We start from the raw sequence: 21016 nt of genomic DNA, 5'->3' as shown, positions 1-21016 counted from the left end.
CCAGAATTGCCTATTCTCGGCCGCAACTTTGGGTGGCCGGGATTTTTCAGATGATTACTCCGCTGCAGCAGACAGCCAGCATAGCCGTCAGCGACCTCATGCGATCGATGGTCGAGACCATCGAGGAACGCCAGCGCGAAGAGCAGGAAAAGGCGAACGGCACCAAAAAGGATGAGGCGGTCAAGACCCAGCCGCAGCCGGACCAAAGCCAGCGTGTCGCCAATGAAAAGATAAGCGCCTATCTGTTCGGCATCATGAAACCGGACGCCGATGCCTTTGCCTCGCTCGTCTCCCGCTTCTCCTCCGCCCTTGGCGTCACCCAGGAAAACGATGAATCGAGCTTCTCGTTTGCGCGAAGGCTTCAGGACGCGCTGACCTTGACAGGTAGCTTCGAAAAGGCCGACGCGCAGGGAAAAGCCACGACAATTTCCCTGAAATCCTTCGGCGTTTCGGAAGCGCAGGTCGTAGACATCCTGAACAATGGCGTCACCGCCAAGACCGACCCCATGGCCGCCCTTGCCGCCCGCATTGCAGAGAGCGCCGGCCTGACGGGCAAGGAAGACGATTTCGGTGTGCAGATGTCGGACGCCATCATGGCGGTGCGTGCGACCTTGCCAAAAAGTGTCAATGATCTGGAGGAATCCACCGGCCTGAAGGAACTCGGCGTTTCAGCGCAGCAGATGATCGCCGCCATCGCCAACCCCTTCGGCGACGCGGCGCGCGCCGTCAAGGATGCCCTGAACGAGCAGGCACAGGGCACCCGCTTCATGACACGCGAGACCCTGAAGGTCATCCAGCGCCTGGAAGATGTCGCCGACCCGAAAACCAAGGAAGAATTGCAGGCCGAGCGCGGCGAAGATCGCATCGGCGAAATCAACGATGCCGAAGTGAAGGCCGAGCGGGAACAGGATATCCAGACCCGTGATGCGCAGGGCAAACTCGAAGATGTGCAGGAACTTCAGGATGTCGTGAAGGAACACATCGACGCTTCAGCCGGGGAAAAAACCGATGGCACGGAGGGGCAAGGTCCGGTCGATATTTCATCGGAAATCGCCCTGATTTCGGTGCTTGCCGCCGCGCCGGACGAAGAAGCTGCCCCGACTGAAAACGACAACGCGCCTGCCAAGGCGAACAAGGCCAAAACAGACGCGACCACCACACCGGCCGATGCGGAAGCATTGCTGGATGCGATGGCGGTTGTCGATGACGCCCGCAGCGCCATTTTGCCGATTTCGATCGACGACAATGGCCTTTATGAACTGCTGAAGAAAAAGGCGGCATGATTGCCGCTTCCGACCGTATTTGAGCGAAACATGATGTGAGTTCAGACATGTCAGATATTTCCGGCCTATCCGGCAGCGCCGGTCTCGATGCCGAACCGAATGCAGCGCAGGCGCTGCTCTCGATGGCAGCCCCGCCGCTCGCCCCAGATAATACAACCTTCCTCACGCCCGGCGAGGACGATGAAGCCATCGATCCCGTGGAAATTCGGCCGGAGAGAAGTTTTCCCAAGGCGAGCTGGCTCGATGCCATGCCACCGGAGGCCATGGAAGTGCCCTTGAGCGAACCCGATCACATTTCTTCGGTCAATTCCGACGATAACGGACTTTACCGCATGTTCATCGGCGTTTCGCCCTGAGCGACGCCGTCCGGCATAATTTATGGTTAGCCAAATATTAATATCTGCGCGGCAAGCTTCAACTTGATGATTCTGTGTGTGCCGAAGAGAGCTGGCATTCGCGCCAGCGGCATATACGGGCGCTCCCGCATGAGCGGGCGAGATGACACCTGTACATCACCGACGCGGCAAATCTTTCAGCAGACGGGTCAGATGCGGATCAAGAGAGCCAGGGATTGGCCCTTTCGCAGCCAGCGGCGGTAATCGATAGGAACGGAGCGCACCCATGTTACCGCCTGTACCGAAAATTTCGGCAGCCGATGCCGCCTATGGAGCGACAGTTCCACCGGCGACGCGCGGGCAGCCGAAAGACGCCGCAATGCCGCAGGTGACCAGTCCTGCTCCCGACAATGGCAGCAGTATTTTTGCAAAAGCAGCGGTCGCCTCGCTGACCAGTGAATTTCAGCTTTCCCGCAGCACCGCCGTGCTGGCGGAAACGCTCGGTAAATTGATGAACCTGCCACGGCGCGACGGTGAAGCCATCGAGACTTATGTGGTGCGCCTGACGGATGCGCTGCGCGCCATGCCACCCGCGCAGCGCCTGGCGCTGGAACAGCAGGTCAGCAAGGCCCTGCAGGGCTTGAGCCTTTCGATGCTGGCCGAAATTCTGAAACAGCCCACCGGCCCGGAGGCGGCCCGCCTCGCCCTGCTGATCGAGCTTTCCCGCTACAAGGGAATGGATCTGGCGGCGAAAGCTGTGGTTTCCTCCTATCAGCAGAATAATACTTCCAGCCCAGCACCGGCATCGCCAGCAGCACCACCAAGACAGCAAAACACCCAAAGTCAGGGCACAGAAGGCCGCCAGAACGCGACCCCGGCAGCACCGCTGGCAAATGCCGCCACGAGCGGTCGGCTCTCACCGCTGTTCATCGGCCCGCTTGCCCTGGGTGGCGCAGCGATAAAAGCTATGGTGATGACGCAGGCGACGCCGTCGGATCTACGGCCCAATCTTCCCACCCCACCAACCGAAACGCGCGTTTCTGCGCCCGACGCTGCAAAATCGGACGGAAAAACCGAAAGCGCGGCACGTCCGCCTCTGCCGCATGCGGGCAACACGGCAAAAGAAGCACAGGCGGAGCCCCGACCGACACATCCGCCAAGGGCTGAAAACAGCGAAACGCGCCCTGCCTTCCCGCAGCGGGAGATGATCAAAGCGGAACAGAGGGAAGCCCGCACAGGCTCGACAGCGCCATCCAGCCAGCCCACAGCCAGCGTCAGGGATATGGAGAACCTGCTGCTTGCCGCCGTGGCCGGGAAACTTCCCGCCAAAGCCGCGACCGCCGCACAGCCATCCGCTCTGCTGCCGGGTGTCGCGCCACAGCAACCGGAGGAGCAACTCTCCGAAAAAGTCACAATGCCGACGCCGCTTCGCCCGTCCAGTGAGGAAACGGAGACTGTTACCAATCGTCCCGAGGCTCAATCCCTCCCCCGCGCAGCACTCGATCCGGAAATGAGGATGGCGATGCTCGAACAATCGGCCTCACAATCGCTGATCGCCGCCGCTCTCGCAAAAGACGGCACGCCGCTGCCGCTGGTCACCTATCCGCCGGCGGAAGAGGATTATGAATCGGAAACACCACCGCGTGGTGGCGGCCCGTTTTCGGAGGATGAAGCGGAAGGCGAGGCGGAGGGCGAAAACGCCGGAAGCCCGGACGAGGCGGACGACGTGGAAGAGCGGGTGGCCGCCAATGACGAGACCGGCGAACAGGAAAGCCCACAGGAAGCGGCTTACGACGACAGTGCGGAAAATTATTACCTCAGAATGAGCGGCGTGCTCTGAATTTCAAGTGACCGACCCGTCTTCGATGACGCTGAATCTGCGCCAATAAAAAACCCGCCGGAAAATTCCGGCGGGTTCTTCATTTCAAAAGATCGGAGCGATTATTCGCCGCGGTTCTTCAAAGCCGCGCCGAGGATGTCGCCGAGCGAAGCGCCCGAGTCGGACGAACCGAACTGTGCAACTGCTTCCTTCTCTTCAGCGATTTCCAGCGCCTTGATCGAAAGCATGACCTTGCGATCCTTCTTGGAGAAGTTGACGACGCGGGCGTCGAAAACCTGACCAACTGCGAAACGCTCCGGACGCTGATCGTCGCGATCGCGTGCGAGGTCGTTGCGGCGGATGAAGGAGGTGAGGTCTTCGTGGTTGACGAGCTTCACTTCCACGCCACCGTCGTTGACGGCGATGACTTCGCACGAAACGACTGCATTCTTGCGCAGGTCGCCGGACGATGCGGCTTCGCCGACAGCATCCTTGCCGAGCTGCTTGATGCCGAGCGAGATGCGTTCCTTCTCGACGTCAACATCGAGAACGACAGCCTTGACAACGTCACCCTTGTTGAACTCTTCGATGACCTGTTCGCCCGGACGGTTCCAGTCGAGATCCGACAGGTGAACCATGCCGTCAACATCGCCTTCCAGGCCAATGAACAGACCGAATTCAGTCTTGTTCTTGACTTCGCCTTCGACTTCAGTGCCGGCCGGATGGCTGTAGGCAAATGCCTGCCACGGGTTTTCAAGCGTCTGCTTGAGGCCGAGCGAGATACGGCGCTTGGACGGATCGACTTCGAGAACGACAACGTCGACTTCCTGGCTCGTGGACAGGATCTTGCCGGGATGGACGTTCTTCTTGGTCCAGGACATTTCGGAAATGTGGATCAGGCCTTCGATGCCCGGCTCCAGCTCAACGAATGCACCGTAGTCGGTGATGTTCGTGACCGTACCGGAGATCTTCTTGCCAACCGGGTACTTGGCGGAGATGCCATCCCACGGATCCGACTCGAGCTGCTTCATGCCGAGCGAGATACGGTGGGTTTCCTGGTTGATGCGGATGATCTGAACCTTGACCTGCTGGCCAATGTTGAGGATTTCCGAAGGATGGTTGACGCGGCGCCATGCCATGTCGGTGACGTGCAGCAGGCCGTCGATGCCGCCGAGGTCAACGAACGCACCGTAATCGGTGATGTTCTTGACGACGCCGTCAACAACCTGGCCTTCTTCGAGGTTCTGAACGATTTCAGAACGCTGCTCGGCGCGCGACTCTTCGAGAACCGTACGACGCGAAACAACGATGTTGCCGCGACGCTTGTCCATCTTGAGGATTTCGAAGGGCTGCGGGTTGTGCATCAGCGGCGTAACGTCGCGGATCGGACGGATGTCGACCTGCGAACGCGGCAGGAACGCAACAGCGCCGTCCAGATCGACGGTGAAACCACCCTTGACCTGGTTGAAGATAACGCCTTCGACGCGCTCGCCGGCTTCGAACTTGGCTTCGAGCTTGACCCAGCTTTCTTCGCGGCGAGCCTTCTCGCGCGACAGAACGGCTTCGCCGAGTGCGTTTTCGATGCGCTCGACGTAGACTTCGACTTCGTCGCCGACCTTCAGCGTGCCGTCCTTGGACTTCGCGCCGAATTCCTTCAACGGGACGCGGCCTTCAACCTTGAGGCCGACGTCGACGATGGCAACGTCCTTCTCGATTGCCGTTACGATACCCTTGGCAACATAGCCTTCGGCAAGATCGTTAGAGGCAAAGGATTCTTCGAGAAGCGCTGCGAAATCTTCGCGCGTGGGGGTAGATACTGACATGAAATCTCCTGGTTGCATCCGCACGAGGACGAATACAAGAGCGCCGGTGGGCTAGTGTTGTTGATACCCGAACCCATGCCCGCCTTTTTAAAAGGCTTTCCGGCGCAAGGACATGTCTTCAGGCAATTCCGGACTAAACGCGGACCGAAATGAAGCGGTTCCGCGAAAAACCTATTTCCTCAGGGCGGCGTCGATGATCGCCCGCGCGGCCTGAAACGCCGCCTCTATACTCATTTCCGACGTATCTAGCAAGTGCGCGTCTTCAGCCGGTTTCAAAGGGCTGTCCGCGCGGCCCATGTCGCGCTCGTCGCGTTTCCTCACTTCTGCAAAAATGGCGTCGTAATCAGCACTGCCGCCAGTGGCGAGGATTTCATCATAACGACGTCTTGCCCTGACATCAGGCGAAGCCGTGACATAAAGCTTCACCGGCGCATCCGGACACACCACCGTCCCGATATCGCGGCCATCCAGAACCGTGCCCGGCTCTTTTGTCGCAAAACGCTGCTGCGCCTTGACGAGCGCGCGCCTCACCGGCGTCATCACCGCAATTCTGGAAGCGGCCTCGCCGATATCGTGCCGGGAAAGCACCGAGCGGTCGAGACCGGCAAGGTCGAGCTCCAGCGCCACCTTTTCAGCCACCGCCTCATCATCCAGCGGCAGGCCGGCATCGAGAAGGGCCTTGGCTGTGGCTCTATAGGTCAAGCCGGTATCGAGATGGTGGAACCCATAGATTTCCGCGATCCTGCGCGACAACGTTCCTTTGCCGGCCGCAGCCGGTCCGTCTATGGCGATCGTGAATGTCATGAAGCTCTCTGCCTGTGTGTGCGTCATTCATATAATATAGCGTTCAGCTGCTTCCAATCTTCATCAGCAGCCCGGCATATAAGGTGCGTTGCAAGGGCAACGCCCGAAGTTTGTCTTTGACACGAAAGACCGCAACGATTAAGGGGACCGGCTAGAAATTTTACAGTCTATGCCGGTTTTACGGCGTACACACCGAAACTCATTCGACAATTTGAGGCTTAGACAGTGGCAAAAGCGGACCTTGGTACCAAGCGCACAGACCCCGATACCGGCAAGAAGTTCTACGATCTGAACCGCAATCCGGTCGTTTCTCCCTATACCGGCAAGTCTTGGCCGCTCTCCTTCTTCGAGGAAAGCACGGCTCAGGCAAAGCTCGAGCAGGCTGAGGAAGAGGAAGTAGCGGAAGTCGACGCCGAGAACACGGAAGTCGAACTCGTATCGCTGGAAGATGCCGATGGCGACAACAGCGGCGACGAAATCCCCGATATGGGTGATGACGAAGACGACGTGGAAATCGGCGACGAAGACGACACCTTCCTCGAAGCCGACGAAGACGACGACGATGACGACATGTCCGGCATCATCGGCGTAACGGGCGACGACGAAGAAGCTTGATCTTATTGGATAAACCAGCCCGGCGACAAAAAAATGAAGCCGGGCTGTCTTTTGTGCTTGCACTCTTCGATTAGCCGAAGTAGTAAGCCGCCACCGAACGGAACAACAGCCGCTTCGGTTCCCGGAACCGGACGAAATGCCGGAACCCTTATGGGGCTATAGCTCAGCTGGGAGAGCGCTTGCATGGCATGCAAGAGGTCAGCGGTTCGATCCCGCTTAGCTCCACCAATCACCTTTATGGCGCAGAATTGTCAAGGGTTTCAAAGGCGTAAGGCCGCGAGCACTTTAGGTGCGTCCCAGATTAGTACCCAAACTGCGTACCCAATTTTGTTGGCCTTTGCTGTATCTTTTTGCTCCTTGATGGGCGAGAATCCTTCCGGTAACCAGCACGCACTTAATGACGGAGATTCGAGCGGAATGCCATGAGCGCGGGATACGATCCTAGAGCAGTCGCAAACTTGATGCTGGACGAGGCCGATAGGCTGAGCGTGAAGATAACCAATCTCGCCCTTCAAAAGCTGCTCTACTTTGCACACGGTATCCACCTTGTTCAAACCAAGGAGCCTCTAGTCTCCGGCTACTTCGAAGCGTGGCAATACGGCCCAGTCCATCCTTCAGCATATAAGGCTTTCAAGAGAGCTGGCTCCGAGGCCATCACTTTCAGGGCTGAAGGGCAAGACCCATTGACAGGCGCACCCCGCGATATTGCGACACCTTCCGACCCGAGATTGACCTCCCTGATGTCGCAGGTAATTAACTCATACGGCAAGATGTCGCCGGGGCGGCTGGTTGATCTTTCCCACGCAAAGGACTCGCCTTGGTCGTACGTGGTGGACAAAGCGCGAACAGAAGTTGCATTTGGACTTAGAATCTCCGATACTGTGATCTTAGAGCGATTCCGGCACCACAAGGTCTCGGTTGGACTAAGGCCCGCATCTGGAGAACCGAGTGACGACACCCCTTTTGCATGACACCGATCTGGCTCGGATAGCGCCGCTTCCCGATGACATGAAGCGGTCGCAGTTAATGCAAATGAAAGGCGGGTTCTCACCGTTTTCCTACAAGCCTGTAACCACATGCTACCCTGATATCTTCAATGTGCAGTCCGGAATGTTCGGCGCATCTCCTGCGACTCCATGGAAACAGATTCAGGCACAGGTCATTCGAGCGTCCCGCCTTGGCGATGAACAGCGAAACAATCTCCAGGTAGCGAAAGCTCTTTATGAGTTTGCTTCCAATGCAGGGGCCATAGCAAGGAGACACGACTTTTTCCCGATGCACATTGGCGTTGGCAAAAAGGTGAGCTTCTGGCTTCCCATGGTGCTTGCCGTTGATGAGCAGCCACACGCAATCTTCATTGATCCACGCAGAAGCAAAGGGCTGACGGAGCTTGGCCGCAAGTTTGCGTTTTCAATGATGCATGAGCGCATACGCGCAGCTGACGCCGATTTCGCGGCCATCAATTTAGGCATTATACAGTTCCGTGATGATAAGGACGATGGCAGAACCGTCCGGCTTTTTACTGATCACGGGGTGGAGCTTTTCGACTTCAGCGAGCTAGAAAGCATGGTCTCGTCTACGTATCGGATTTGGCAAGAGATACATGAGGAACGTGAGGTTATCCGCCGTAAGGATACGGGCACGGGGCCGCTAATCTAGCCACCTAAATTACGAGGGGGATTCATCTTATGGAGAGCGGTTTGCCTCCCAATACGGTTGTCCCCAAGACAGGCATGGAGATAGACGAGCTAATATTGCGCAACGCTGCCCTGTTCGCTTCTCCAATCACGGAGTGGGAGAAACAAGCCTACACAGAGGTCATTTCCCTCCCGCGTGTGATCGTAACGCGACCGCCTAAAGACCAACTTTTAGCCGCTAGCATGGTGCCGTATGATTGCCACACTAACTGCTTTACACAAGAGGCTAATGACCCCACCAAGATGAGCCGCCATGTCTCTGGGTGGATGATCTGTGACGCTGACTTGATACTGCATTCTGTGGTCAAGATGGGGACCCAGTGGCTCTGCCTCACACCCCAGCTAGTGGAGTTGGCCTCGCGCTTCGAGTTTATCCCAGACCCCCTGATAGAGTGGCGTGATGCTGACGATGGGGTGTCGCGTGTTCCGTATCGTGGAGGCGTACAGCTGCCGGACGCCTTGAGGAAACACCCAGAGCACCGCATCAAAATGCGTGACGAGTTGCTCCGTCTCATTGCTTCTGGCCATTCCGTGGTTGAAGCCAGAGACAGAGTGGCATCCACTTTGGGCACAGAATTTCGTAGCTAGACCGACTGCCTTACCGCCCCAAAGCAACAACTACGGAGCAACTCGTTTGGACGCCAAGTCCTTTTTCGACACTGTGACGCGGCCCAATATTACGGCGTTTATCCAAAACGATGGGGATTACCGTCTCGCCGTCAATGCGGCGCTCAGCCTTGATTCCGCCCACGGCATAATCTTTGAGGAGCTACGAGAGAATGGACACCAATTCCTCGGAAAGCTTGGATGCCAGCATAATGAACTGAAGGACAACCATTTTAAAGACCACGTAGCAACTTTATGCCCTGAGTTCGAAGTCTTGAGGGATGCAGCGTATTCGTTGAAACACGGTAAGCTATCGGCTCGCAAGGCTCGCATGGTTTATTCTGCGCAAGATGTCGCAAGCAAGAAGCTGAGGTGCGGGCTGCTTTCTTGCGGCGACCGTCTAGGCGCATCCTCTGTTTTCATATCTTTAGCGGACGGTAAGCTTGAACGGGCTTGGCCCCTTTTTCGCCGCGCGGAGCTATTCACAGATGAGCTCCTTGGGAACTTGGGGTTAGGTCCCCTTGCGTGTCCCGTCCCGGAATATCACACATCGGCTGTCCTGTCCGCCACTCAAGCGGCTAGGGGAGGAAGCTCGGCAGGAGGGTGGCTTTGGGAGAAATCAAGGGCACGCGCTTCCATAGTGCCGAACACAGCAAAACTGGGAGCGGCTCACAGCACGCTTGTGTCAAGTCAGTCGGGTTCATAGGGCCGGAGCTCAATATCAAAGTTAGCCCTCCCGGAGCGGGCCACTTGAAATATCTCGATTCTTGGGTAGCGGCTGGCAATTTCGAGGAATTCTGTTTTATCAGAGGCTGCGGTGTTCATTCCAAATATCAAGCCGTCTATCTCCTCCGCACCAAAGGGGCAGTCCTCATAGGGGGCTTCTTGTGTTCTTCCAGCGCCGGAGCAAATTCTCCACTCCTGCTCATAGTTCCATTCAGATGACTTAGTATAGACCAATTTGTCTACGATTGCGGTTGGGCTCATACTGTCCAAACCAGCAAAAATATCCGAAAGCGACTCGGCGTTGTAGAGCTCGGGAACCTCGCTTAAATAGTTAACTGCTTTTGCCATGCCAAACGGTCCGTCAATTTCTGGCATTGATCGGAACCGCAGCGCAACTCCAGTTGAGGCGCTCCCGTAGTGCGCCCACATGAGGTGGTTATTAGGCCGAGTTGTGAGAGATAGGATTTTCGTATCTTTCATGATCGCCGCAGATTCTCTTTGAATACCCGGAAGGGTAACTAGCATTTGGCTGTATCCCTCATCAAATGCGGCTCCAAGTTCCTCGTTGAATTGCTTTCGTGTCATCCGCCGACCTGTCGCGCGGAGAGCTTCAAGCATGACCGAAAGAACATTTCGAGGAGGTATGGGGTCTGTTTGACAATACAGATTCCATAGCTTGCTTAAGGCAAGCCGCCTTACCACCTGCCTGTCCGCCCGTATGGGAAGGTCAAGCTGCATATCAAAAGGGTCGTTAAGGTGCGTGGCTGTAGACCAGCGAAGGGTTCGATTGGAGAGGACGATTTTACCCGTTGCAGCCGACATGTATTTGAAGAAATGGAGGCGGTCGTTATTGTACTTGGTAGGTTTCTGGGTCAGTTTTTGATCGAAATTCATGGTATTTCCGGAAGTGAAAATGAGCGAATGACGCTCGGTTAATATTCGAAGTGGGCTACTAGCGGAGCGTACTCTGCCCTATATATTAGGTCATACTTGAAAAGCCACCTGTCGCTGGATTTACATAAGTCGCTATTCCCAAAGTGCTCCCCGAGCTATCTTCCCGACTTACACTAGGCATCGCCATGTACTTCTTGTGGTGGAGGTCAATGGGAGTCTTCTGCCCGCTTGCCAACGCCGCAAATTCTATGGCGATTGCTTCACGTTGCGGCTCAAAGACCGCCTCCCCTTCCTCATCCTCACCAACCTGATGGCCTAGGATTTCGTCCACTCTCACGGAAACCATATCATTCACTAGGAGGTGCTCCTCAGGGTTCACTGCGGCACCCCGCTGCTGTGCAAACAGTACGGCCTCACGCATTGCCTTTTCGCGGACCATTTTGAGTGCACTGTCTTTGGAGAGGGCGGGATTGTAGGCTTGTTCAATAAGCGCCTTGAACTCGGCAATGACATCCCATTTGAGAACGTTGGCTTCCTTGAGGCTGTCCGTCGCCAGCGGCCTCTTGAGCTTGGTTCCCAGCTTGCTCTGGAGTTTACGCGGAACATTCACCACCACCCGCCACTGCGAGCCGTGCCACTCAAGATATTTTCGATCCGAAGCCGATGATGCAGCCAAAGAAAGCCCCTAAGTCCCAAATTAGTACCCAAGGCTAGTCCCGGAAGCCACTGAAAATCAATAACTTTCTGATATGGTTTTGGGACTTTTCTTCGAGGGTTGTCCCCCGCTTAGCTCCACCAAATCTTCCCAGACACGATAAATCACCCGTTGACGGACATTCCCGGACGCCTTATCGGCCGGCTACCGGCAAGATCGTCTCCCGCAATAGCGTTCGCACGTCCTGCCCTTTGATCCTGCATTCAACGATCAGGATAGCCCCACCCTCTTCCACCACCCGGCATTCGAGATATTTGCCGCGCAGCCGGTTCTCCAGCGCCTTGAAGGCGTTCAGGCCGCAGGCATAGCGGCGGCCATCAGCGGCAGCGCAGACGCGGTTGCGGTCGATGTCTTCGACGCCGGCAAGGCGGAATTCCTGGCCCTTGAATGTGAAGCGATTGCTGGCGACCACGCGCAGGCGCTGGTCCGCATGTATTTTTAGCGGATAGGGGTCGGGCGGGGTCGGGATGCGCTCATAATTCTGGTGACGGGTATCGACCTTCACCGGGGAGGTCGTCCACAGCATCTCCGTGTTCGCCGCAAGACCGGCAGTCTCATAGCCATCTTCGCCATTGAGGAACGAAGCGATGCGCATGCCGGCAATGCCGAGCCCTATCACCAAAACGATCTGAAACAGCAAAATTGCGATCTGCCGAGTCATGTCACCAAAACATCAAAAGCGATAAAATATGAACCTATCCCGCTCCAGACTAGAAGAGACGCAGCATTACATCAACAGGACCTTGCGAGCGGTAACGTCGCGAATTGTCCCCATTGCCATGATCGGAATGCCGTCGCAGTCGTGAATCACCCTGCCAGTCGTCCTGAGCCAACGAAACCCACCATCCTTGAGATCAATCCGGCTCTCCTGATCGTAAAACTCACCGCTTATCAGCGAATTATGGACCGCTCGCGCCACCCGGGCTTGTGAACCAACCTCGACCTGGGCGATGAACTTCTCCACCGGAATGCCGCGAGAAGCCTCTTCAAAGGAGAAATCGCGCAGACGCGACGCCACAGCATCCAGATAAACCAGATTCTGACCGATGCTCCACGTATAATAACCAATCAGCGTCTCTTCCAGAGATATATCTTCTAACATCGGCTTTCTACACTACATGAATGCTTATAACTTTTTTATAACATAACAAAAAATGCATGACTAATCACAAGAATTTATCCTTTTATTTGATGATATTCTACTTTAGACTTCACGCGGATATAGAAAGCACTTTGCCACCTGCCCCTTGTTGGCGAAGCAGCCTTCCTGTGCCAAAGAAGGTTGACATCGTAACCCAAGACAGGAGTCGCCGTGACCATCGGGCTTGCCCATGCAGAACTCATTGCCGTCGTCACCGCCATTACGCGAGACGAACCGCGGGTGATGACCGTCCGGGCGGGCGCGGCACTTCCCTCAGGCCCATTCGAATTCGGGCACAGAACGCTGCAAAGCGGGCTGCGGGAGTGGATCCACGAGCAGACCCATCATCCGGTCGGTTATCTCGAACAGCTTTACACCTTCGCGGATCGCGACCGTAACAACGACATTCCAGGCGGAAGAACCATCTCCATCGGTTATCTGGGCTTGGTTCGCGAGCATGAATCGTCCGGCAACGAGCACGCGCTCTGGCACGGCTGGTATGAATACCTACCCTGGGAGGATCATCGGCAGGGCCGCCCAGCGGTTCTGGATACCATCATCGGCAGGTTGCGGGCCTGGGCGGATTCCGATCCCGCCTGCAAGAGCCAGCGTCACCTGCGGGCCGATTTCACCTTCGGCCTCGATGGCGGCGGCTGGAATGAGGAACTTACCCTGCAGCGCTACGAATTGCTGTACGAGGCGGGCCTTGTCGAGGAAGCCCAGAGCGAGCCACGGATCAATTTCGGCAGGCCGATGTTTGCCGATCACCGCCGCATTCTCGCCACCGGCATCGCTCGCCTGAGGGCCAAGATCAAATATCGCCCTGTGGTTTTCGAACTGATGGCTGATACCTTCACCCTGCTGCAATTGCAGCGCGCGATCGAAGCGCTGGCGGGACTGACCCTGCACAAGCAGAATTTCCGCCGGTTGATCGAACAGCAGCAACTGGTGGAAGAGACCGGCGACATTGCGAGCGAAACCGGCGGACGCCCGGCAAAGCTTTTCCGCTTCCGCCAGACCGTTCTCGACGAACGCGCCCTCTCCGGAACGAAACTGCCGCTCTCCCGCAATTGACATATGCTCACGATGAGAATATCTCTTTGCCCTAGATATACTCAAAGAGAGTATAAATGGGAGAGCGTCGTGAACGAACAGATATCTGCCGCAAGCCTTTATGATCGGGTCAGCCGCGTCATTCCCAAGGCGGAATGGATGGGCTTTCAGGACGATGTGGATGCGATCCTTGAGTTGAAGCGCAAACGCAATGCCGTCATTCTCGCCCACAATTACCAGACGCCGGAAATCTTCCACGGCGTCGCCGATATCGTCGGCGACAGCCTCGCCCTTGCGCGCAAGGCGATGGAAGTGGAGGCGGATGTTATCGTTCTTGCCGGCGTACATTTCATGGCCGAGACGGCAAAGCTGCTCAATCCGGGAAAAACCGTTCTCATTCCGGATATGGCCGCTGGTTGTTCGCTGGCCGATTCCATCACGCCCGAAGACATCGCCCTTCTTCGCAAGGCCTATCCCGGCGTTCCGGTCGTCACCTATGTGAACACCTCGGCAGCGGTAAAAGCGGCTTCCGACATCTGCTGCACCTCGGGCAATGCCCGCCAGGTGGTGGAATCGCTCGGTGTGCCACGTGTACTGATGTTGCCGGATGAATATCTGGCGAAGAATGTCGCGCGGGAAACCAATGTCGAGCTGATTGCCTGGCGCGGCCATTGCGAGGTGCACGAGCTTTTCACTGCCGATGACATCAGGGAATTGCGCGAAAGCCATCCCGGCGTCATCGTTCTGGCACATCCGGAATGTCCGCCGGATGTTGTGGAAGCCGCCGATTTTTCCGGCTCCACCGCCGTTATGTCGGATTATGTCGGCCGGGAGCAGCCCGCCCGCGTGGTGCTTCTGACGGAGTGCTCGATGAGCGACAATGTCGCCGTGCATCACCCTGATGTCGAATTCATCCGCCCCTGCAATCTTTGCCCCCATATGAAGCGCATCACGCTTGGCAATATCCGCACGGCGCTGGAGGAAAACCGCCATGAGGTGACGGTCGACCCGGCAATCGCGGTCGCTGCCCGCCGCGCCGTGGAGAGGATGCTGGAGGTATGAGCGAACGCCTTCCGCCGCAGCAGGATTGGACAGTCATTGTCGGCAGCGGCATTGCGGGCCTGATGGCGGCGCTGACGCTTGCGCCGCAGCCCGTGCTGCTTCTGACACGCGGCGCGCTCGGCGGCGAAACCTCAAGCGCCTGGGCGCAGGGTGGCATTGCCGCAAGTCTCGGCCCGGACGATAATGCAGCACTGCATCTTGCCGACACGCTCGCCGCAGGCGACGGGCTCTGCGACGCCGATATGGCCGAGGAGATCGTCTCCACCGCCCCCGCCGTCATCGAGGCGCTGGAGCGGGCCGGCGTGCGCTTCGATCGCGATGCTGAGGGGAAACTCGTCTTCGGGCTGGAGGCTGCCCATGGCCGACGGCGCATCCTGCATGCGGAAGGCGACGGTTCGGGCGCGGCCATTGTCAGGGCGCTCGCAGCCGCAGTCCTTCGCACACCATCCATCACGGTTCTCGAAGGCACGGAAGTCCGCCGCCTATTGACGGGAGAGGGCGCGATCACCGGTCTCGCCTGCGCCGGCCCGAAGGGCAGTTTCATTCTGCCGGCCACACGGGTCATTCTTGCAACCGGCGGCCTTGGCGGGCTTTACGAAGCGACGACCAATCCTGCCGGCAATTTCGGGCAGGGCATCATGCTCGCCGCGCGCGCCGGCGCCATCCTTGCCGATATGGAATTCGTCCAGTTCCACCCGACGGCGCTTTCCTCGCCCAGACGGCCGCTGGCGCTGGTCAGCGAAGCGGTGCGCGGCGAAGGCGCACTTCTGCTCAATGAAAACGGCGAACGTTTCATGGCGACAGTGCCGGGCGCCGAGCTTGCGTCACGCGATATTGTCGCCCGCGCCATCGACCGGGAAATCCTGCGCGGCGGCGCGGTCTTTCTCGATGCCCGCAAGGCGCTGGGTTCCGGCTTTTCCGCTCGCTTCCCTTCCATCGACCTGCTTTGCCGCGAGGCCGGCATAGACCCCGCCTGCGAACTTGTGCCCGTGCGTCCCGCCGTGCATTACCATATGGGCGGCGTCGCCACGGATGGCAGAGGCCAAAGCTCGGTGCCGGGTCTGTGGGTTGCCGGTGAAACCGCCTGCACCGGTCTGCACGGCGCCAACCGGCTCGCCAGCAATTCCCTGCTGGAAGCCGCCGCCATGGGCATGCGCGCAGCGCAGGATCTCGCCGGTCGACAGGCACGCACGGCAGGGCCGGCAGCTGTTGCGCCACGCACAGCCCCCGACTGTGGAGCCGCCGATCCCGCTGCCGTCCGACCCATCGTTTCCCGCCATCTCGGCATTGTGAGACATGCAGCAGGCTTGCGCGAAGCGATCCGGGACTTGCTGCAGCTTGCCGAACAGGAAGGCCCGGCATCCGATCCCGCCCTCGTCGGCCTCACCATCGCCGTCTTCGCGGCCCTGCGCACGGAATCGCGCGGCGCGCATTTCCGCGACGATTTTCCCGGAAAGGACGCGGTCGCCACAAGACGCAGGCTGAGCCTGACCGAAGTGATCGCCATCGGCCATGACCTTTCCTCATCCAGCTTTTCTTCTTCCAGCATTGCGCGGAGCGCCTGACATGACCCTTGCCCCCCTGCCACGCCTCATCATCGAGCCGCTCGTGCGCAACGCCCTTCTGGAAGATCTGGGGCTTGCGGGCGACATAACCTCCGCCGCCGTCATTCCCGCCGATCATCGCTCGGTCGTCGTCATGGCCGCACGTGAACCGGGCGTCATCGCCGGTCTCGATGCGGCGGAGCTTGCTTTCCAGCTGGTGGACCCGGCGATCATGATGACGCGGCACGTTGAGGATGGAGCGTCCGTGGTGCCCGGCGATATCATCGCGACGATCGAAGGCCCTTCCCGCGGGCTGCTGACGGCGGAGCGCACGGCGCTGAATTTTCTCGGCCATCTCTCGGGCATCGCCTCCGTTACCGCAAAAATCGCGGCCGCCATCTCCGGCACAAAGGCCTCAATCGCCTGCACCCGCAAAACGACGCCCGGCCTCAGGGCGCTGGAAAAATACGCCGTGCGCGCCGGCGGTGGCATGAACCACCGTTTCGCGCTTTATGATGCCGTCCTCATCAAGGACAACCACATTGCCGTGGCGGGGGGCGTGCGTGCCGCCATCCACAGCGCCAAACAGGGTGTGGGCCATCTCGTCAAAATCGAGGTGGAGGTTGATACGCTCACGCAATTGCGCGAGGTGATGGACGAAGGTGTCGACGCGGTTCTTCTCGACAACATGACGCCGGAACAGTTGCGCGAGGCCGTGGCGATCGTCGCCGGGCGCGCCATCACCGAAGCCTCCGGCCGTATCAATCCGCAGACGGCGGCAGCCATCGCTGCAAGCGGCATCGATCTCATCTCCATCGGCTGGCTGACCCACAGCGCACCGGTTCTGGATATCGGGCTGGACTTTCAAAGCCAGAGTAAAAAATGAGGCAGTAAGGGCGGACCACACGGAACCAAATGTTCGCATCTTCGTTGTTACCCCGCCGGGGGTCTATTTAAGGCGGGGGGATCAGTGCGCGCAAAAGCCTGTCCATATGCCTGGGGACCTCTCTCACAAAGGAAAGGCCTGTTATGGAAGACGCACAAGTTGGCTGGATTGCAGCAATCATTATCGGCGGCGTAGCCGGGTGGCTCGCCGAACAGTTCATGAAAAGCAATATGGGTGTTTTCATGAACATTATTCTCGGCATTGTCGGCGCCATCGTCGCCAATTTCCTTTTGGGGCTCGTGGGCGTCTCGCTCGGAGGCTGGATTGGCTATCTCATCACCGGTTTCATCGGTGCCTGCATTCTCATCGCCATTGGGCGGGCATTTCGCCGATAAAGGGAGAATAGAATGAGCTTTTTCGACAAGATCAAAAACGCGATTTTCGGCAAGGCCGAAGCCGCCCCGCAGACTTCGGCCCCGGCCGGCACACCGACAACCGCCGCAAGCCCGGCTGCACCGGCGCAGCCTGCCTCACCGGCACCGACAACCAGCGCTCCGGCATCCGCCGGCAGCGTCGATGTCGCTTCCATTCTGGATGCCGCAGTCAAAAAGAACGGACAGAAACTCGACTGGAAACACTCGATCGTCGACCTTCTGAAAGCGCTCGATCTGGACAGCAGCCTCAGCGCCCGGAAGGAACTGGCCGGGGAACTCGGCTATACCGGTGACACCTCGGATTCGGCGACGATGAATATCTGGCTGCACAAGGCCGTCATCAAGAAACTCTCCGAAAACGGCGGCAAGGTTCCGGCCGACCTTTTGGATTGAACCGGTAAACGGGAGAGCCGCAATGGACGACTATTCCAGCCTGCGCGAGCAGATCGGCCAGGACCTCGACACCCTGCACGGGACCGACAACCCGAAGTCGATTTTCGAGATCGCCGACGACTATCTCCTGGGAAATCCAAACCTCAAGAGAGCAATCGTCGAAGACATCATCAAGGAAGAAGCGGACAAGCGCGGCATCGCCATCCACTAAGGCCGCGCGACAGGCACGGCTGTTTTACGAGAGGGCGGCATCCGGACCGGATGCCGCCCTTTTATGCCTCATGCCGAAGTGTTATTTTTCCAGCTTTGCCTCAGCCTTTTTGGCGTTTTCTTCCATCAGTTCGTACCACATGGCATTCATGACGGCGAAGATGGCGGCGAGAGGCAGGCCGAGCAGCCAGGCGAAATACCACATGTTCGATCTCCTTCTGTCGATATCAATATGCGTGGCCGCTGTCGTCGCGGATCGCCTTTTCATCCACCTTGCCCCACAACACGCGATAGACCCAAGAGGTGTAGGCGACGATGATCGGAACGAAGATGAGGGTGACGACCAGCATGTTGAACAGCGTCATATGGCTGGACGAAGCATCCCACACCGTCAGGCTCGACTTCGGATCGACCGAAGACGGCAGGATGAAGGGGAACATCGAAAGCCCGACGGTGGCGATGATGCCGAAAATGGCAAGCGAGCTGGCAAGCAGCGCCATCACTTCCCTGCGGAGCCTGAACAAGACGAAGGCGACCAGCGGGAAGGCCAGACCGAGTGCCGGCGCCAGCATCATCCACGGATGCGCCGCATAATTGGAGAACCAGACGCCGGTTGCGACCTCAACCGTCTTTGCCAAAGGATTGGACGGCCCGTCGGTCACGACTTCCGAGGTGAAACGATAACCATCGACACCGAACCACAGCAGAATGCCGCCAAGCGCGAAAAGAACGGTGGTGGCAAGTGCCGCGATGCTGCCAAAACTGCGGGCGCGGGTGGCAACCGGACCTTCGGTTTTCAGCACCAGCCAGGCCGCCCCATGCATTACCAGCATGGCGACGGAAACGAGGCCGCAGAGAATAGCGTAGGGGTTCAGAAGCTCGAACAGCGTCGTGCCGTCGTAGAAAATCCTGAGGTCATCATTGAAGTAGAACGGGACGCCCTGCAGCACATTGCCGATGGCCACGCCGAAGATCAGCGTCGGCACGAAGCCGCCGACGAACAAGGCCCAGTCCCAGCCGCTGCGCCATGCCTTGCTCTCGCGCTTGGAGCGATATTTGAAACCGACCGGCCGCAGGATCAACGCGAACATGATGGCCGCCATTGCCAGGTAAAACCCTGAAAACGACACCGCATAGAGTGGCGGCCAGGCGGCGAAGATCGCACCTGCTCCGAGAATGAGCCAGACCTGATTGCCTTCCCATACCGGGCCGATGGAGTTGATGACGACACGCCGCTCAATATCCGTCTTCGCGACGAAGGGCAGCAGCGCGCCGGTGCCGAGATCAAAACCGCCGGTTACGGCGAAGCCGATAAGCAATACGCCAAGCAGCAGCCACCAGATGATACGAAGGATTTCATAGTCGATGAGTTGGTGCAGGATCATGATAATTTACTCCGCAGCGACGAGTTGTTCAGGAACGAGCGGCGCTTCCGGATCATGGTCCGGATCGGGCCCCTTGCGGATCGCCTTCAGCATCAGCCCCATCTCAACGATGAACAGCACCGTGTAGATGGCGATGAAACACAGAAGCGTAATCAGAACCGTCGAGGCGCTGAGGCTCGAAACAGCCGCCGCCGTTGGCAGCACACCTTCGATGATCCACGGCTGACGCCCGAACTCGGCCACCACCCAGCCCATTTCGGCGGCAATCCACGGCAGCGGAATGGCAAAAACGGCCACCTTCAGCAACAGCGGATAACGGTCCAGCCGCCGGCGGGCCGAAAGATAAAAGAAGGTCGCCGTCAGAACGATGAAGAACATGCCGAGACCAACCATGATACGGAAGGCCCAGAACAGGGTCGGCACATGCGGGATCGTATCGGCCGCCGCCTTGGCGATCTGCTCTTCTGTCGCCTGACGCGGATCGTCGACATAACGTTTGAGCAGCAGGGCGTAACCAAGCTCGTGGCCGAGTTCGGCAAAGGTGCCGTTCACCTCTTCGGGCAGCTGCGCGCCCTTGCCGCTGGCGCGTATCTGCATCAGCGCGTCATAGGCCTTGATGCCGTCGCGGATACGGGTCTTTGCCTGTTCCACCAGATCGTTGATGCCGGGGATTTCCGTATCGAGCGAACGGGTGCCGATGAGTCCCATTACCCACGGAATCTTGACCGCGAAATGTGTCTCGCGCGCTTCCTGATTGGGAAAACCGATCATGGTGAAAGGCGCCGGCGCCGGCTCCGTTTCCCACATGGCCTCGATGGAGGCGAGCTTCATCTTCTGGTGTTCGGTGGAGAGGTAACCGCTTTCGTCCCCCAGCACGACGACCGACAGGGCGGACGCCAGACCAAAGGAGGCGGCGACTGTCATCGACCGCTTGGCGAGATCGACGTGGCGACCCTTCAGCACATACCAGGCGGAAACGCCGAGCACGAAGATGGAGGCCGTGACATAACCTGCGGAAACCGTGTGAACGAATTTCGCCTGCGCGACCGGGTTGAACAGGACCGCGGCGAAGTCCGTCACTTCCATGCGCATGGTCTGGGGATTGAAGGCAGACCCTGTCGGGTTCTGCATCCAGCCATTGGCGATCAGGATCCACAGCGCCGAGAAGTTCGAGCCGATTGCCACGCACCATGTCGCGACGAGATGACCGAGTTTCGACAGCTTGTCCCAACCGAAAAAGAACAGGCCGACGAAGGTGGCTTCCAGAAAGAAGGCCATCATGCCTTCGATCGCCAGCGGCGCGCCGAAAATATCGCCGACATAGTGGCTGTAATAACTCCAGTTCATGCCGAACTGGAATTCCATGACAATGCCTGTCGAAACCCCCAGCACGAAGTTGATGCCGAACAGCGTGCCCCAGAATTTCGTCATCTGCCGCCAGATCACCCGGCCGGTCATGACATAGACCGTTTCCATGATGGCTATCACCACCGACAGCCCGATCGTCAAGGGAACGAACAGAAAGTGATATAAAGCCGTCACTGCAAATTGCAGGCGCGACAGCGCCACTATGTCGAGTTCCATAGTCTTA

Annotated in this window: 22 protein-coding genes and 1 tRNA gene; 14 read left to right on the top strand and 9 right to left on the bottom strand. The window is 58.1% G+C overall.

What is annotated here, in order from left to right; genetic code table 11:
• Positions 1 to 50: 50 nt before the first annotated feature.
• The 3 genes from DXT96_RS17670 (at position 51) to DXT96_RS17660 (ending at position 3458) form a co-directional block, all read left to right on the top strand.
• Positions 51 to 1283: a hypothetical protein gene (locus DXT96_RS17670; RefSeq protein WP_153515752.1), complete on the top strand. Its 1233-nt coding sequence runs from the start codon at positions 51 to 53 to the stop codon at positions 1281 to 1283.
• Positions 1284 to 1330: 47 nt separating this feature from the next.
• The gene (locus tag DXT96_RS17665) at positions 1331 to 1639 is read left to right on the top strand and encodes a hypothetical protein (protein ID WP_149901194.1); all 309 of its coding nucleotides are present in this window, start codon (positions 1331 to 1333) and stop codon (positions 1637 to 1639) included.
• 265 nt (positions 1640 to 1904) lie between these two features.
• On the top strand, positions 1905 to 3458 hold the full coding sequence (locus DXT96_RS17660; protein WP_153515751.1) for a hypothetical protein: 1554 nt from the start codon (positions 1905 to 1907) through the stop codon (positions 3456 to 3458).
• A gap of 101 nt (positions 3459 to 3559) precedes the next feature.
• Here the strand turns inward: DXT96_RS17660 and rpsA are convergent, their stop codons facing one another.
• Positions 3560 to 5260, bottom strand: coding sequence for a 30S ribosomal protein S1 (gene rpsA / locus DXT96_RS17655; protein WP_149901196.1), 1701 nt, complete (start codon positions 5258 to 5260; stop codon positions 3560 to 3562).
• A 171-nt stretch (positions 5261 to 5431) separates the two neighbouring features.
• The gene (gene cmk / locus DXT96_RS17650) at positions 5432 to 6091 is read right to left on the bottom strand and encodes a (d)CMP kinase (RefSeq protein ID WP_194287665.1); all 660 of its coding nucleotides are present in this window, start codon (positions 6089 to 6091) and stop codon (positions 5432 to 5434) included.
• 198 nt (positions 6092 to 6289) lie between these two features.
• On the opposite strand from cmk, the gene DXT96_RS17645 reads away from it, so the two are divergent.
• The 4 genes from DXT96_RS17645 to DXT96_RS17630 all read left to right on the top strand — a co-directional run bounded on the left by DXT96_RS17645 (position 6290) and on the right by DXT96_RS17630 (position 8338).
• Positions 6290 to 6679, top strand: coding sequence for a TIGR02300 family protein (locus DXT96_RS17645; protein ID WP_149901198.1), 390 nt, complete (start codon positions 6290 to 6292; stop codon positions 6677 to 6679).
• A 152-nt stretch (positions 6680 to 6831) separates the two neighbouring features.
• Positions 6832 to 6907: transfer RNA gene (locus DXT96_RS17640), tRNA-Ala, on the top strand.
• Positions 6908 to 7101: 194 nt separating this feature from the next.
• Positions 7102 to 7650, top strand: coding sequence for a Panacea domain-containing protein (locus DXT96_RS17635; RefSeq protein WP_153515749.1), 549 nt, complete (start codon positions 7102 to 7104; stop codon positions 7648 to 7650).
• Complete coding sequence (locus tag DXT96_RS17630; protein ID WP_371418911.1) at positions 7628 to 8338, top strand: hypothetical protein; 711 nt, start codon at positions 7628 to 7630, stop codon at positions 8336 to 8338. Before DXT96_RS17635 ends, DXT96_RS17630 begins: the two co-directional genes overlap by 23 nt.
• Before the next feature lie 1334 nt (positions 8339 to 9672).
• Here DXT96_RS17630 and DXT96_RS17625 read toward each other — a convergent pair.
• From DXT96_RS17625 to DXT96_RS17610, 4 genes are all read right to left on the bottom strand, one after another.
• Positions 9673 to 10602 carry a DUF2971 domain-containing protein gene (locus DXT96_RS17625; RefSeq protein ID WP_153515748.1) on the bottom strand — a complete coding sequence of 310 codons (930 nt, stop codon included), beginning with the start codon at positions 10600 to 10602 and terminating at the stop codon, positions 9673 to 9675.
• Positions 10603 to 10687: 85 nt separating this feature from the next.
• Positions 10688 to 11278, bottom strand: a complete 591-nt coding sequence (locus DXT96_RS17620; protein ID WP_153515747.1) for a hypothetical protein — start codon at positions 11276 to 11278, stop codon at positions 10688 to 10690.
• Between the two features lie 172 nt (positions 11279 to 11450).
• The gene (locus tag DXT96_RS17615) at positions 11451 to 11978 is read right to left on the bottom strand and encodes a thermonuclease family protein (protein WP_153515746.1); all 528 of its coding nucleotides are present in this window, start codon (positions 11976 to 11978) and stop codon (positions 11451 to 11453) included.
• Between the two features lie 66 nt (positions 11979 to 12044).
• Positions 12045 to 12419, bottom strand: a complete 375-nt coding sequence (locus DXT96_RS17610; protein ID WP_153515745.1) for a PAS domain-containing protein — start codon at positions 12417 to 12419, stop codon at positions 12045 to 12047.
• Between the two features lie 210 nt (positions 12420 to 12629).
• On the opposite strand from DXT96_RS17610, the gene DXT96_RS17605 reads away from it, so the two are divergent.
• The 7 genes from DXT96_RS17605 to DXT96_RS17575 all read left to right on the top strand — a co-directional run bounded on the left by DXT96_RS17605 (position 12630) and on the right by DXT96_RS17575 (position 18041).
• The gene (locus tag DXT96_RS17605) at positions 12630 to 13532 is read left to right on the top strand and encodes a hypothetical protein (protein WP_371418910.1); all 903 of its coding nucleotides are present in this window, start codon (positions 12630 to 12632) and stop codon (positions 13530 to 13532) included.
• Positions 13533 to 13601: 69 nt separating this feature from the next.
• Positions 13602 to 14573: a quinolinate synthase NadA gene (gene nadA, locus DXT96_RS17600; protein ID WP_207135155.1), complete on the top strand. Its 972-nt coding sequence runs from the start codon at positions 13602 to 13604 to the stop codon at positions 14571 to 14573.
• Positions 14570 to 16138 carry an L-aspartate oxidase gene (locus DXT96_RS17595; RefSeq protein WP_153515743.1) on the top strand — a complete coding sequence of 523 codons (1569 nt, stop codon included), beginning with the start codon at positions 14570 to 14572 and terminating at the stop codon, positions 16136 to 16138. Before nadA ends, DXT96_RS17595 begins: the two co-directional genes overlap by 4 nt.
• 1 nt (position 16139) lies before the next feature.
• Positions 16140 to 17003 (top strand): carboxylating nicotinate-nucleotide diphosphorylase, encoded by an 864-nt coding sequence (gene nadC, locus DXT96_RS17590; protein ID WP_153515742.1) that lies wholly within the window; start codon positions 16140 to 16142, stop codon positions 17001 to 17003.
• A 143-nt stretch (positions 17004 to 17146) separates the two neighbouring features.
• Positions 17147 to 17398 (top strand): GlsB/YeaQ/YmgE family stress response membrane protein, encoded by a 252-nt coding sequence (locus tag DXT96_RS17585; RefSeq protein WP_149901205.1) that lies wholly within the window; start codon positions 17147 to 17149, stop codon positions 17396 to 17398.
• 12 nt (positions 17399 to 17410) lie between these two features.
• Positions 17411 to 17830 (top strand): DUF3597 domain-containing protein, encoded by a 420-nt coding sequence (locus DXT96_RS17580; protein WP_149901206.1) that lies wholly within the window; start codon positions 17411 to 17413, stop codon positions 17828 to 17830.
• A 22-nt stretch (positions 17831 to 17852) separates the two neighbouring features.
• Positions 17853 to 18041 (top strand): hypothetical protein, encoded by a 189-nt coding sequence (locus tag DXT96_RS17575; protein WP_142842456.1) that lies wholly within the window; start codon positions 17853 to 17855, stop codon positions 18039 to 18041.
• Positions 18042 to 18122: 81 nt separating this feature from the next.
• Here DXT96_RS17575 and cydX read toward each other — a convergent pair whose 3' ends face one another.
• The 3 genes from cydX to DXT96_RS17560 are packed head-to-tail and all read right to left on the bottom strand — an operon-like array spanning position 18123 to position 21009.
• Positions 18123 to 18245: a cytochrome bd-I oxidase subunit CydX gene (gene cydX / locus DXT96_RS17570; RefSeq protein ID WP_045015706.1), complete on the bottom strand. Its 123-nt coding sequence runs from the start codon at positions 18243 to 18245 to the stop codon at positions 18123 to 18125.
• A 22-nt stretch (positions 18246 to 18267) separates the two neighbouring features.
• Positions 18268 to 19425, bottom strand: a complete 1158-nt coding sequence (gene cydB, locus DXT96_RS17565) for a cytochrome d ubiquinol oxidase subunit II (RefSeq protein WP_153515741.1) — start codon at positions 19423 to 19425, stop codon at positions 18268 to 18270.
• 6 nt (positions 19426 to 19431) lie between these two features.
• Positions 19432 to 21009, bottom strand: coding sequence for a cytochrome ubiquinol oxidase subunit I (locus tag DXT96_RS17560; protein WP_153515740.1), 1578 nt, complete (start codon positions 21007 to 21009; stop codon positions 19432 to 19434).
• Positions 21010 to 21016 lie beyond the last annotated feature (7 nt).

Origin of the sequence: Agrobacterium sp. ICMP 6402, from assembly GCF_009498615.1 — a bacterium.
Classification (GTDB): Bacteria; Pseudomonadota; Alphaproteobacteria; order Rhizobiales; family Rhizobiaceae; genus Agrobacterium; species Agrobacterium burrii.
The sequence above is the reverse complement of the archived record's forward strand: the minus strand, read 5'-3'. Positions and strand labels throughout refer to the sequence as shown.

Coding starts and splice junctions, on each gene's coding strand:
- DXT96_RS17670 (WP_153515752.1), top strand. CDS start 51: ATGATTACTCCGCTGCAGCAGACAGCCAGCATAGCCGTCAGCGACCTC.
- DXT96_RS17665 (WP_149901194.1), top strand. CDS start 1,331: ATGTCAGATATTTCCGGCCTATCCGGCAGCGCCGGTCTCGATGCCGAA.
- DXT96_RS17660 (WP_153515751.1), top strand. CDS start 1,905: ATGTTACCGCCTGTACCGAAAATTTCGGCAGCCGATGCCGCCTATGGA.
- rpsA (WP_149901196.1), bottom strand. CDS start 5,260: ATGTCAGTATCTACCCCCACGCGCGAAGATTTCGCAGCGCTTCTCGAA.
- cmk (WP_194287665.1), bottom strand. CDS start 6,091: ATGACGCACACACAGGCAGAGAGCTTCATGACATTCACGATCGCCATA.
- DXT96_RS17635 (WP_153515749.1), top strand. CDS start 7,102: ATGAGCGCGGGATACGATCCTAGAGCAGTCGCAAACTTGATGCTGGAC.
- DXT96_RS17625 (WP_153515748.1), bottom strand. CDS start 10,602: ATGAATTTCGATCAAAAACTGACCCAGAAACCTACCAAGTACAATAAC.
- DXT96_RS17615 (WP_153515746.1), bottom strand. CDS start 11,978: ATGACTCGGCAGATCGCAATTTTGCTGTTTCAGATCGTTTTGGTGATA.
- DXT96_RS17610 (WP_153515745.1), bottom strand. CDS start 12,419: ATGTTAGAAGATATATCTCTGGAAGAGACGCTGATTGGTTATTATACG.
- DXT96_RS17595 (WP_153515743.1), top strand. CDS start 14,570: ATGAGCGAACGCCTTCCGCCGCAGCAGGATTGGACAGTCATTGTCGGC.
- nadC (WP_153515742.1), top strand. CDS start 16,140: ATGACCCTTGCCCCCCTGCCACGCCTCATCATCGAGCCGCTCGTGCGC.
- DXT96_RS17585 (WP_149901205.1), top strand. CDS start 17,147: ATGGAAGACGCACAAGTTGGCTGGATTGCAGCAATCATTATCGGCGGC.
- DXT96_RS17580 (WP_149901206.1), top strand. CDS start 17,411: ATGAGCTTTTTCGACAAGATCAAAAACGCGATTTTCGGCAAGGCCGAA.
- DXT96_RS17575 (WP_142842456.1), top strand. CDS start 17,853: ATGGACGACTATTCCAGCCTGCGCGAGCAGATCGGCCAGGACCTCGAC.
- cydX (WP_045015706.1), bottom strand. CDS start 18,245: ATGTGGTATTTCGCCTGGCTGCTCGGCCTGCCTCTCGCCGCCATCTTC.
- cydB (WP_153515741.1), bottom strand. CDS start 19,425: ATGATCCTGCACCAACTCATCGACTATGAAATCCTTCGTATCATCTGG.
- DXT96_RS17560 (WP_153515740.1), bottom strand. CDS start 21,009: ATGGAACTCGACATAGTGGCGCTGTCGCGCCTGCAATTTGCAGTGACG.